Origin of the sequence: Halobacteriovorax sp. RT-2-4, from assembly GCF_047085445.1 — a bacterium.
Lineage (GTDB): Bacteria > Bdellovibrionota > Bacteriovoracia > Bacteriovoracales > Bacteriovoracaceae > Halobacteriovorax_A.
In genome coordinates, this window is sequence record NZ_JBKIXY010000001.1 from 1,473,956 (window position 1) to 1,487,622 (window position 13,667).

At 36.7% G+C, this 13,667-nt stretch carries 7 protein-coding genes; 2 read left to right on the plus strand and 5 right to left on the minus strand.

Going from position 1 to position 13,667, the window contains the following annotated elements; translation table 11 throughout:
* Window positions 1-65: 65 nt before the first annotated feature.
* The 5 genes from ACMAYL_RS06970 to ACMAYL_RS06990 all read right to left on the minus strand — a co-directional run bounded on the left by ACMAYL_RS06970 (window position 66) and on the right by ACMAYL_RS06990 (window position 10,617).
* On the minus strand, window positions 66-3,911 hold the full coding sequence (locus tag ACMAYL_RS06970) for a hypothetical protein (RefSeq protein ID WP_412470914.1): 3,846 nt from the start codon (window positions 3,909-3,911) through the stop codon (window positions 66-68).
* Window positions 3,912-3,925: 14 nt separating this feature from the next.
* The gene (locus tag ACMAYL_RS06975; RefSeq protein ID WP_412469935.1) at window positions 3,926-5,608 is read right to left on the minus strand and encodes a hypothetical protein; all 1,683 of its coding nucleotides are present in this window, start codon (window positions 5,606-5,608) and stop codon (window positions 3,926-3,928) included.
* 86 nt (window positions 5,609-5,694) lie between these two features.
* The gene (locus ACMAYL_RS06980) at window positions 5,695-6,582 is read right to left on the minus strand and encodes a hypothetical protein (RefSeq protein ID WP_412469936.1); all 888 of its coding nucleotides are present in this window, start codon (window positions 6,580-6,582) and stop codon (window positions 5,695-5,697) included.
* The gene (ppdK, locus tag ACMAYL_RS06985; RefSeq protein WP_412470915.1) at window positions 6,582-9,233 is read right to left on the minus strand and encodes a pyruvate, phosphate dikinase; all 2,652 of its coding nucleotides are present in this window, start codon (window positions 9,231-9,233) and stop codon (window positions 6,582-6,584) included. Before ppdK ends, ACMAYL_RS06980 begins: the two co-directional genes overlap by 1 nt.
* Window positions 9,234-9,297: 64 nt before the next feature.
* A complete protein-coding gene (locus ACMAYL_RS06990) occupies window positions 9,298-10,617 on the minus strand; it encodes a glycine--tRNA ligase (RefSeq protein WP_304466325.1) in 1,320 nt (439 codons plus the stop codon).
* Between the two features lie 315 nt (window positions 10,618-10,932).
* Here ACMAYL_RS06990 and ACMAYL_RS06995 point away from each other — a divergent pair, with 315 nt between their 5' ends.
* Window positions 10,933-13,386, plus strand: coding sequence for a DUF3656 domain-containing U32 family peptidase (locus ACMAYL_RS06995; RefSeq protein WP_412470916.1), 2,454 nt, complete (start codon window positions 10,933-10,935; stop codon window positions 13,384-13,386).
* Window positions 13,386-13,646 carry a GIY-YIG nuclease family protein gene (locus tag ACMAYL_RS07000; protein WP_103218936.1) on the plus strand — a complete coding sequence of 87 codons (261 nt, stop codon included), beginning with the start codon at window positions 13,386-13,388 and terminating at the stop codon, window positions 13,644-13,646. The genes ACMAYL_RS06995 and ACMAYL_RS07000 overlap by 1 nt, the downstream gene beginning before the upstream one ends.
* Window positions 13,647-13,667 lie beyond the last annotated feature (21 nt).

Consider the following 13,667-nt stretch of genomic DNA (forward strand, 5'->3'; position numbering starts at 1 on the left):
CTTTATCCGTCAATTTTAACCGTTTTTCGGACAAAGGGTAAGGGTAAATATTTGTAATTAATCAATTACTGTTGAGATAGGAACATTTTAATTACATCCTTACATGTCTTAGTTGAGTTTGCAGATGTAATACCATCCGGGTTAATTTGATTCCACCACTCAAGCACCGCTTTAACTTTGAAATCTTCATTATCATCGGACTGTACCGCAATTCTTTCTAATTCAGTTGGTTTGAGTTGGCGTCCAATCTTTTCCTCAACAGCATCCTGAATTGCTTCAAGATCTCCAGCAGGTTCAATTGAAATAATCTCATCAGGAAAGACAATCAGTGGAATCATCTCTTCTAGCTCATTATAATTTGAAACAAGATTTAATAAGCTCCTATTATTAGACATCTTTAGTGCGGCTATATTTTGCCCTTTAAATTCACTAGCAAAACTATCTGCTACAGATAGGACTGAGCCTGATAAAAATGGAGAACCTAAAGGCTCAACACTATGCCCTTTAAATACTGCGGCCAACGATTGAAATTCAACTGGCATATATTGACCTGACTTTTTACTAATTTTTTTATCAAAGAAAGTTTTTAAAGAACGAAGCCTTCTCGTATAACTTCCCTGATTCTTAGTTAGCATTTTGGCCATAAGGAAGTGTCCACCATCATCTGATTCACGAACAAGATCATCTCCTAGGCCTCTAAAGCTCACAAAGAAGTCATCACTTGGATTTTCAATTTCTTTTAACCATCTTTGCCAAGCTGCAATCTCAGTTGGCTCCATTTGTTCCCATGGCATATAAGCTTCAATAAGTTCTGCCACTTTCTTACGATTACCTGAAGAAATATAATCATCTAACTTGAGATCTTGCGCCTCAAGTGCTTTATGAAGTTCTTTCCATTGTTTGGCCAAACCATTTCGAACAGTCTTTTCAGAACGCACTTTCTTCTTAAGGTTATTTACAATTTTTGATGCGTGTTCTTTTCTCGTATTTGCATATTGCTCAATTTTAGAAAGTGCTTCATCAGCATTTCCTTGGAAGTAGCCTCTCATCATATTAGTAAGCTTATCCATAGCATCTACTTCTGCACGTGCTAAAAACTCACGAGAACGCATTGATCCATGCTTTGCATTTAAAGCTGCTTCGGCCCAAAATACCGGATGTTTCAAGAAGTCGCCATTGCGTGTAATTTGCTCCACATGCATAGCCTCTTCTAAAAGAACCAGAGGATTCTTATATCCTTCCTCTGTAAAACGTACCTTTATTAGAAGCCCTTTTTCAGGATCAACATCTGGAACAATTTCAGCAAGCTTTCCATCTTCAAGTGTAGCATTCTTTTCAACTACAACTTCATATCTGTAGTTTTTAGCATTTCCTTGTAAGTTAGCTGACTTAATATATTCATTAAAAATATAAACAGGATCTTTATCAAATTGTGCTTTAAATTTTGCATGTGTATCAAAATCGACTAAAAGATCTTTTGTTGATTGGTCTGGTTTAAAAAATGATAAGTGACAGAATTTATCATCAACACAAACATCTGAGTTATTAACAGTAGGTAGGAAATTAAATTTTAAATTACCATTATAAGTAACTTGTGCATCAAGACCAGCTTGCTTAAATGCGGACTGAGAATAAAGATTTACAAGGAAGTCACTGTCAAGACCTACGTATTTTGGAATTGTAACAAATTCCTCAGATGGAGGTCCTCTTATAAAATTGATTTCACAAAACTTAGAAACCTTACTAATTTCTTTTTCTAAGTCAGCAACAACTTCTTTATATTGCTCAACAATAGCATCTGTATCAGCATGAACGTTGATAATAATCTTATCTGTTTTAGGATGCCACTTACCATCAACAAATTTCTTATCGATAGAAATCTTTGGCATATGCCCAAACTCTTCAAGTTTTCTTAAAACATAGCTTGAAACTTCAGATGATTCAGTAATTCTCTTTGTAAAGTAATTATCACTAAAGTTATCAACTGAATCGACTACGGCCTGAATCTCTGCTTCAGAAACATTCTTATTATCCTTTAGCATTGAAAAGACATAATACTTTAATGTATTTGCCTTATTCCCTAGTACTTTATCAATTGTACTTCTCAATATTCCAATGTGGTTATCAGCAGTATTTACTCCTTGAGGAATACCTACTTTGTCTCTATCAAGCATTGCATAGAGAAGTTTATTCAATGAATTTCTTCTTTTTGCACCAGTGGCAGATGCGAGTGTTTCACCTTCAGAATTTAAAACATCTGAAATTAGAAGATAAGCTTGGAGATCATCATCTTGACCATTAAGAATTTTTCTTAAGTGACTTACTTCAACTTCAACAAAATCTGAATGACTAGAACTCTCTGTTAACCACTCATTTGTTTCAATAAAAGGAGAATAAACATGATCAACAGTACCACCGACTTTAGCACCATCAATATCCATAATCGTTCCACGAAGTTTTTTGCTTTCTCCGTCTAAACGAGTATGTGAAGGAATCACAAGATCACCAACACTATAGCCTTTATCAGGAAACGCTCCCGCAGTACCGATATATGTTATATTCTTATGTCCAGTATTCTTTAAGGCCTTAGCAAGTGGAGAGATCTCATCCCCCCAACTATTAGCAACAACACGCCAAACAACGTCTTCACCTTCAGAATTTTTAAAGACAAGATCAGACATTGAGATAACATAGTTATCATAGTCATATTTCTTAAACTCAAAAGGTTCTATCCCCTTGGCCTTAATTGTCTTTTCTAATTTCGTATAAGCTGTTTCGACATCTTTTTTATTTTTAAAAATATCGTATTTCTTAATATCACCATCAGCCATTAACGCTTTAAAGGAGTCTTTCAATTTATCCGAAATATGTGAAAGCACCAAATCAGGCTCGTCTTCGTAAAGATTTTTAAGTGCACGTACTTTCCATAACGTTTCAAACGTCCTCTCAATAGCACCCTTTTGACCAATGATGACTCTTTCAGATTTTGGTAAATGTCTAAAAATACCTGATAACTCATCCTCCATCATTTTGTGAGTCTCATCCAGATCACCAAAGATTCTCACCTTATTAGTTACTGTGTGACCTCTTTTAGAAAGTCCAAATTGCAACATTAAGTGATTAAGGCGATCTTTCCCACCAATGGCCGTGATAGCGTAGCGATAAGTTGATTCTCCAGGATATTGAACAGCATAAATTTTATTATAATTATTAGCAAAAGGACGGATTTCCTTTAATATCTGACCACCATTTGCCTGAAGATTCTTTAAGAATTCTCTTGAGTTCTCAAGGTGAAATTCTACATCGCGATTACTTTCAACAGCTTCCCAAAATACAGCACGTGTTGTTCGATTAGAAATATAGTGATCCGCATCTAGGGTTAATTCACCATTTTTAATTCCTTGATCAGGAAGAGTGAATTCTGATCGCGGCTCTACTTTAGTAACAGCTGAATCATCTTTTGGTTTAATCTTAGAATCTAGAAGAGTGAAACCTTCATTAAGCTTATTCTTAAAGAAGTTATAACCCCATTCATAGCTTGTTTTTGTCCCAGAAGGCTTCTTACCTAATCGATCTTTTAGAATATCATAAATGATTGCATCATAATTTTTTGCATCAAATATTCTTGAATCGCTTGAATATTTATCGACGATATAATCAAGCTCAACTTTTTTAAGAACATCTAATGATTCCTCATCAATCTTCTTTCCAAAATTATTAACGTACTCGCCGATATAGTAATCAAGTTTATCAACTGCTAATAAAGTCTCTAGCCTCTCCATATCTGCAACAGATGCAGGAGCTCTCGTACTAAAATACGAATATTCAGAGCGATCGACCTGAGTATACTGTGTTAGAACAGTGAGAGTGAGTAGTAAGACGGAAAGTAAACCAAATGCTTTCTTATGCATGTATTCCTCTTTTATTATTGTAAGAAGCTCTTAATAGCGTATAAACAATTATTAATCTTAGGCATTTCATCAATCACTTTTACTTTCCCCTTACTTGAAGAAGAAAATTTATTTTTTAAGTTACTAAAGAAATTACTAATCTTCTTGGCAACTCCAACATTACCTTCTGTCGATCCTGTTAGGTTTGATTTCAACTTTGGAACTAGGTATGCCTTATCATATTCATTGAACTCACTAGAGCGAGACAGAATCTCGTCAGCAATACTAGGCCCTTGAGCATCTCCATAAATCCTAATCATCTCTTTTCTAAGACCGTCATGAAGTGAGTCTTTAATCGCCTCGCGATTTGTCTTCTCCATATAATCTTCATCAAAGAATCCAACCATTTCATCTGGGAAAGTAATTAGTGGAGCAAGGTATTCCATTTCAGACTTAAAACCAGACATTTGATTAAAAATCAGAAGCTCTGGATCGATTAGGAAAGCCCCCATAGCACCTTTTGCATCGGCCACAGTCTTATCATCTGCAATAGAAAAACCAAATGTATATCCAGTATCAAAGTTTGAAGTGAAAGAAAGGAATGGGCTTCCTTGCGCTTCAATTGAGTGTTGTTTAAGCATTGTCGTTAAACGAGCAGTTTCGACAAATTTAGAGTCTGCATTACTTGGGTTTGAAGCAATCTTCTTACCATACATCGTCTGTAAAGAACGAAGCCTACGGTTATAAGTCCCTTGATTTCTTGTAAGAATTGTCGACATTGAGCCAAGGTTTGCTTGCTTAACAGCATCCTCATATTCTAGCTCTTGACCGTTTACGATTTGTGGAAAAAGTCGATCTCCATAAGTTCCACGATATACTAGAACCTTATCTTTGGCTTCAATAGGGTTTCGCATGCGCTTAAGGATATGATTCCAATACGAATCTTCAATAGGAGTCATTTGCTCCCAAGGAAGATATTTTTCAAGAAGATCTGCAACACCTTTTCGGTCATTACTTTGAATAAGTGCTTTAAGCTGATGATTTTCAGCAGCTTTATCCAGCGCGGCCATTGCATTTTTTCGCGCTGTCTCTTTCGCCTTCATTTCTTTTTTCACAACTTTAAAATCACTTTCAAGTTGAGAGATTCCTTCTTCGATCGTTTTACGATCTTCATCGTAAAGCGCTGAATCACCTAATGCCTTAATTTTTAATTCTTCTAAAGCGATCTTTGCACGAAGGTCTCCATTTTTAGCATTATGTGCAATTTCAAAGAATGAATAGATATTTACGATATTCTTTTTCTCATTAATTTCAGATAGAAAATTGAATAAAAGACTCTTTGAAGATTTAGTGATTGCTTCATTATTTGTTGAACGAATAACTTTTAAAACATGAACACCATTTTCTTCAATGGATGTATCAATTGCAAATGCTTGACCTTCAGGTAAATCCATAGAGTCTAGTGAAATTAAGACGGCCCTTGTTTCACTCGAATCATAAACTCTCTTTTGTAAGTTTACATTGTAATGTGCAACTAGCTCTTCTAAGTTACGGTCAAATAGGTCAGACACCTCTGTAACAGAATTTAAGTAAAGAGCAGGTTGATTACTAATCTCACCATCGACACTTGAGATCGATCGATCTTTTTGCTGACAAGACATTAGTAAGAATGAAAATACTAAAAATAATAATTGAATGCGCTTAAGGACGAGTCCCATTATTCATCTCCGATAAAATACTTGATATTTATCGGCAATTATTAAGAATTTCTTAATTGAAGCTATAAGAGGAACTGTAAATTCAGCTACTTAGAAAAGAAATTATTTGCGATTTCCTTCCTGATTTCACTTAATTTCTGGCGATCATACCAAAACTTAATGACTTCATTCGATAAGATCACCACTCCTTTTTGCGAGTGTGGCTCAATCCAAATTGAAGTACCTGTAAAACCAAGATGACCAAAAGTATCTTTATTGGAATAAATACCTGCAAGAGATGTTTCAGGATTTGTCACGCTATCCCAACCATTAATAAATCGATGATCACTTTCACGATTTGTTTTATTAATTAATTGATAATCATTATTTACTCTTAGAAGTGTTCGGCAAACGCCATCAATGGTTCCAAAGAGCCCAGCATGTGAAACTTTCTGCGCAATAACGAAAGCATTATCATCGTGAACTTCCCCATCAATGATATCTCGGTTTCGACGTCCCGTTGGTACACAGATCTCATCTTCGATATCAAGCCAATGCTTTATTTCTTCATCCCACATTGTTGAAACAAGTTCGTAAAGCCCTTGCTCCTTTTCGATTTCAAGTTGAAGCCTTAGAGCGCCAAAATCAGAATAAAGAGTTTCGCTCTCTTTAATCTCATATGAAAGAATTTGTTCTCTCCAAGTATCGACCGAGAGTCTCCCCCAAGAATTCAAACCACCACGATGATTTAAAAGAAGCTTCATATCTTCAGAGAATAGCTCTGGTTTATTTAAATAAGCAAAACCAAGTGTCAGAGGCTTTGTCAGAGAGGCCAAATCAAAATAAACCTTTTGACCTTTTAAAAAAGGATTTTCAAAAAAAGAAAATGTTTCATACGTGCTTTTTTTGAAGTCAATATAAGCAAAAGCAAGGCAGTTAAAATTATAACTGCCAAACTCTGCTTTTATTTTGTTTGTTAATTCTGTAATCGACATTACTTGTTGCGAATCACGGCCTGTGCCGCTGCAAGACGAGCGATAGGAACTCGGTAAGGAGAACAAGAAACATAGTCTAATCCAATTCTATGACAGAAGTCGATTGATTGTGGCTCACCACCATGCTCTCCGCAGATTCCAACGTGAATATCTTTATTGGCACTTCTACCTTGCTCTGTTGCAAACTTAACAAGATAACCAACACCTTCTTGATCAAGAGAAACAAATGGATCATTTGGAAGAACTGATTTTGAAATATATTCAGTTAAGAAACGTCCAGCATCATCACGAGAAAGTCCAAAAGTTGTTTGTGTTAAGTCATTTGTACCAAACGAAAAGAAGTCTGCATGATTTGCAATCTCAGCAGCAGTAATAGCAGCACGAGGAAGCTCAATCATTGTTCCAAGTTTGTATTTGAACTCTTTATCACCTTTTGTCTTATTAATTGTTTCAACAAGAATTTCTCTTAAGATTGATAGTTCTTTTGCTGTTGCAACAAGAGGAATCATAATCTCAGGTCTAACATCAACACCTTCAGCAATAGACTCAAGAGCTGCTTGAGTGATAGCAGTTACCTGCATTGTATAGATTTCTGGATATGTAATTCCTAAACGACAACCACGGTGTCCAAGCATTGGGTTAAACTCGTGAAGTCTTTCACAGCCATCTTCAATTGTTTTAACTTCAACATCAATATACTCAGCAAGTTCTTTTTTCTCTTCATCTGAGTGAGGTAAGAACTCGTGTAGAGGTGGATCAAGAAGTCTGATATTAACAGGCATACCATCAAGGGCCTTGAATATTCCTTTGAAGTCTTCTTTCTGATAAGGAAGAAGTTTTGCAAGTGCTCTTTCTCTTTGAATTGTTGAATCAGCGAAAATCATCTCACGAACGGCAAGGATTCTCTCTGGCTCAAAGAACATATGTTCCGTACGACAAAGTCCAATCCCTTCTGCACCAAATTTAACGGCCGTTTCACTGTCTTCTGGGTTATCAGCATTAGTACGAACTCTAAGTGTTCTAATCTCATCTGCCCAAGTCATAAACTCAGCGAAATCTGCATTGATTTCAGCATCAAGTGTTGGAACCTCACCTTCTATAACTTCACCTGTTCCACCATCAAGTGTGATGAAGTCACCTTCAACATATTTCTTATCGCCAATCATCATCGTGCGATGCTTACTATCAACGAGAATGTCAGAACATCCTGCAACACAAGGCTTCCCCATACCACGAGCAACTACGGCCGCATGTGAAGTCATCCCACCACGAGCAGTTAAGATCGCCTGAGCGGCTGCCATTCCAGCAATATCTTCAGGAGAAGTTTCTTGGCGAACAAGAATAACCTTCACACCATTTTCGTGCATACTAGTGGCATCGTCTGAGTGAAATACAATCTTACCTGCACCAGCTCCTGGAGAAGCAGGAAGACCTTTTGCAATAATATTCTTTGTTGCATCTGGATCAAGTCTCGGGTGAAGAAGTTGGTTAAGTGCTTCAGGATCGATTTGCATAATCGCTTCTTCCTTCGTCACAATTCCTTCTTTCTCAAGATCAACAGCAATCTTTAATGCAGCTGCAGCAGTTCTTTTTCCATTACGAGTTTGAAGAAGATATAGTTTATCTGCTTCAATCGTAAACTCGATATCCTGCATATCTTTGTAATGCTTTTCTAGTTGCTGATAAAGTTTAGTTAATTCAGCAAACGCCTTAGGCATATATTCTTCAAGTGTTTTTTCATTTCTATTTGAATCATTCTTTGAACACTCGTTAATTGGAGCAGGAGTTCTAATTCCCGCAACAACATCTTCCCCTTGAGCATTTACAAGGTATTCACCAAAGAACTTCTTATCCCCAGTAGAAGGATCACGAGTGAAGCAAACACCTGTTGCACAATCATCACCCATATTTCCAAAAACCATGGCCTGTACGTTTACAGCAGTTCCCCAGTCTCCTGGAATATTATTAAGCTGACGGTACTTGATAGCTCTTGGGTTATTCCATGAACCAAATACTGCTTCAATTGCTAGCCATAGTTGTTCCATTGGATCAGTAGGAAAAGCCTTTCCTGTTTCTTGTGCAATAATTTGCTTATAGACTTTTACTAAATTTTTAAAATCTTTTGCATCTAACTTTGTATCAGAATCAACGCCCTTTGCTTCTTTTAAATCTTCAAGAGTAGATTCTAAGAGTGAATGGCTCATTCCCATAACAACGTTTGCATACATTTGAATGAATCTTCTATATGAGTCCCAAGCAAATCTCTCGTTACCAGACTTCTTGGCAAGGGCCTCAACAGTTTCGTCATTAAGTCCTAAGTTTAGAACCGTATCCATCATTCCTGGCATCGAAACTCTTGCTCCAGAGCGAACAGAAAATAGTAAAGGATTGTCTCCACCACCGAAAGTTTTCTCTGTTGAAAGCTCAACAAGCTTTAAAGACTCAATAACTTGGGCCTTAATTTCTTCATTTATTTTATTAGCTTTTTGATAATCGATACAGGCTTCAGTTGTAACTGTAAAACCTGGAGGGACTGGTAATCCAAGAGCAGACATTTCAGCCAGGTTGGCACCTTTACCACCTAGAAGATTTTTCATGCTTCTATTACCTTCAGTTTTTTCCTTTGAAAACGAGTAAACCCATTTACTCATAACTGCGCTCCTTGCTTAGTATAGAAAAAAGGCCACGAACTTGTGGCCCTTCAAAAAATTTATTTTAAATGTAGATTCTATCTCTTAAATAATTCTTAACTTGATCTAGTGCAATTCGCTCTTGATTCATTGAATCGCGATCACGAATCGTAACAGCGTTATCATCTAAAGAGTCAAAGTCAAAAGTGATACAGAATGGAGTACCAATTTCATCTTGACGACGGTAGCGCTTTCCAATTGAACCTGCCACATCATATTCAGCTGCAAACTCTTGTTGGAGTTCATTAAATAATTTTGTTGCTGGCTCATCTAATTTCTTCGTTAGTGGAAGAACAGCAACTTTAACAGGAGCAAGAGAAGGGTGGAATTTCATTACAACTCTTTCATTCTCTTTATCTCCTTCATTTTCAATTCTGAAAGCATCACATAGAATCGCTAGTAGTGAACGATCACAACCAACAGATGTTTCAAGAACGTAAGGAAGGAATTTCTTATTTCCATCAAGTAGATCTGTGTACTTTAAGTTCTTTCCTGAAAACTCTTCGTGTTGGCGAAGGTCAAAGTCTGTTCTTGAGTGGATACCTTCCATCTCATCCCAACCATGTGGGAATTTATATTCAATATCTTCTGCAGCATCCGCGTAGTGAGCAAGCTCATCACCTAAGTGTGGATGCCATCTTAAGTTTTCTGGACGCAGACCATTTGATAAGTGCCAATTCCAACGAATTTCTTTCCACTGCTCCATTGCCTCAGCTTGAGTTCCTGGCTTAATGAAATATTGCATCTCCATTTGTTCAAACTCACGAGTTCTAAAAATGAAGTTACCTGGAGTAATTTCGTTTCTGAAAGCTTTACCAATTTGAGCAATACCAAATGGAAGCTTCTTTCTCATTGTTGATTGAACATTTAGAAAGTTTACGAAAATCCCCTGAGCCGTTTCAGGTCTTAGGTATACTTTTGAAGATGAATCTTCAACTGGCCCCATTTGTGTATTAAACATTAGGTTAAAATCACGTGGCTCAGTGAACTCACCAACAGCACCACAGTTTTGACAAGGAGCTGATGTATCAATTTTATCTTCGCGGAAACGAGACTTACATGCTTTACAGTCAACCATTGGATCGTTGAAACCATCAACGTGACCAGAAGCTTTCCAAACCATTGGGTGCATGAAAATTGAAGCATCAACACCAACGATATCTGAACGTAAAGTCATGGCCTTCCACCACTTATTCTTTAAGTTTCTTTTTAACTCAATTCCGTATGGGCCGTAATCCCAACAAGAAGATAGACCGCCATAAATTTCCGAACTTTGGAAAATAAATCCACGGCGTTTAGCTAGACTAACAATTTGCTGCATGTCCTTAATATTACTTTCTGACACAATGCCCCCTACTATGGTAAATAATTGCACAAAGTATACCCACTCATTCACCAATCGGCTAATTATTTTCCCATTAAGGTAAACGCCACCTTTTTGTAATATTACTAACTTATGCGTCATTTTTTGTTCAAAAACCGTGATTTTTCAGTCAAATATAAGCAAAAGCTAATAACAGTTCATGCAAGTAATTAGCGATAATTATAATCCAATGATCTAGCTCCAAAATTCAGATAAATATGGCGATTATCTATATATAAATTACTGAAATCACGATTTGATATCGCATACTTTTTGCGCTCGTGCTAAAAGCAGGTCATGAAAAAATCAGAAATTCTCGCCCCAGTGGGCAATATGCAAATGTGCTTAGCAGCAATTCACGGTGGTGCGGACGCCATCTATGTAGGAATGCCTGGCTTCAATGCCCGTGGAAGAACTCACGACCACTCAGTTGGTGAACTAAAAGAGATGATCGACATGTGCCACCTCTATGGAGTTAAGGTTCACGTGGCGTTTAATATTTTAATATTTGAAGAAGAGATAACAGATGCCATCGAAAGATTAAATGAAGTGGTGGTATTAGGTCCCGATGCTCTAATCATTCAAGATATTGGCCTTGCAAATCTTGTTCGCCAAATTTATCCAGATCAAGTAATACACGGCTCAACTCAAATGACTGTGACAAATCATGATCACATCACTTTCTTAGAAGATCTTGATATCAAACGCTTCGTACTAGGACGCGAAAACTCAATTCCTGAAATAAAAGAAATTCGAGCAAATACTGAGCGAGAGCTTGAAGTCTTCACTCACGGGGCGCTGTGTGTTGCCTACTCTGGCCAGTGCTTTACTTCAGAAAGTATCGGCGGACGTTCGGCCAACCGTGGTCAATGTGCACAGAGCTGTCGCTTCTCTTATGAAATGTTTGTGGATGGTAAAAAAGAAGACCTCACGAAACATGGCCGTAAAATGAGCTATCTTGTGTCTCCTCAAGATCTTTGTGGAATTGAAGAAGTTAACGAACTTCAAGACATGGGCATTGACTCTTTTAAAATTGAAGGCCGTCTTAAAGGTCCTGCATATGTGTCGACAGCAGCAGGTGCTTTTAAAGCAAAACTTGAAGGGAAAGAAGTAAGTCAAAAAGAAATAGATAATATGGCACTTACTTATTCACGTGGCCTGTTTTCTGGTTGGCTTCATGGTGTTGACCATCAACAACTAGTAAAAGGTAACTACGGAGCTCACCGAGGAATTGAACTTGGTAAGATCAAGAGAGTTGATCCTCCATATCTTGAAATCGATACCGACCGTGAATTAGAGAATGGAATGGGTGTTGCAATTTGTGATGACAATAAAGGTATTGAAATTGGCTCATCTATTTTTAGTGTAAAAAGAAAAGGAAAACGAGTTAGCCTTTCTCTTGCTCATGATTTTAAATGGAAGCAAGTTCGCCCAGGTATGGATATCTACCTAAACTCTGACCCAAAGGTTGCAAAAGAGAGCGAGTCTCTAATTAGCGATATTAATAAGCAAAAGCGTATACCTGTTGAAGTAACACTGTTAGCAAATGCAGGAGAAAAGCTTACTTATATTATTACAGATGGCCAATACAAAGTTATTAGACAAAGTGATGACTTAGTAGAAGAAGCGAGAAAACCAGCTGATCTTGAGAAAGTTGAAAAAGATGCTTGTGCACTTTCGCGTACTATTTATTCTGTTTCAAAATTCGATTTAAAAACAAATGGTAAGTCTCCTTTCATTCACTCAAAGGCACTTAAGAAATTAAGACAAGAAGCTATTGAAGAATTGAATAGTCAAAGAGTTAGTGTCAAAGCACCAAAATCGCAATCATTTAAACTATCTAAAAAAGAAGTTTCAGAAAACGAGATCACACTAAACTTTCTTCTTAGAGATTTTGATCAGGTTAAGCAAGCATACGAAGTATTGAAAAACTGTGATTTTGAAAGACTTCTAATTACTTTAGATTTTGAATTTGGAAAAGACTATAAGCCCTCATTAGAGCTTCTTAAACAACTACCAAACTGCCAAGTTGGTGTTGCGACTAATAGAATTTTAAAACCTAAAGAATACCATCATTTAAATGTTCTGACTCGATTGGATCCGGATTTTATCCTTTGTCGAAATCTAGGGTCGTATCAATATTTAAGATCAAAGACAGATGTTCAATTGAAAGGAGATTTCTCTCTTAACGTTGCAAACTCTCAAACAGCAAATTATTTACTTGATAAAGGTTTTGAAACATTAACTTCATCATATGACTTAAATGCAAAACAACTAGAAAATCTTCTTGCCAATACTGATGCTGGAAAGATTGAAGTTAATATTCATCAGTATATGCCAAGCTTTCACATGGAACACTGTGTGTATGCAGCATTCTTATCAGAAGGTTCATCGTTTAAGGACTGTGGGAAGCCTTGTGAAAAACATCATGTAGAACTTAAAGATCAATTTGGAAATATGCACTTTATTAAAGCCGATCAAGAGTGTCGAAATACAATGTTCAATGCTATTGCACAAAGCTCAACTGACTTAATTGATGAGTTAATTGCAAAAGGTGTCTCACAGTTTAGAATTGAACTTTTAAATGAGCACGATGACAAACTTAAGAGTAAACTTGAAGGTTATCTAAACTTCTTCAATGGAAAGATTTCAACGAATGAGTTAAAATCAATGTTAGGCACTCAGGAAAAGTACGGAATTGGTACAGGGATGCTAATGAAAGAAGATACTTATCAAGCGAGAAAGAATTAATGGCAAAAGCCAACAAGTGGTTTGTCTATATTATAGAAACTCAAAATGGAAAGCTCTACACAGGTATTACAACTGATGTAGAGCGCCGATTTGAAGAACACAAAAATGATCCGAAAGGAGCAAAATTCACTAAAGCAAACCCTCCTAAAAAAATTCGTTTTACAGAAGAGCACCCTGACCGCTCAAGTGCGAGTAAACGAGAAGCCCAAATTAAAAAATTAACACGTCCCCAAAAACTGACATTAATCAAGAAATCGTAAATATTAATACCTACTAGGGTA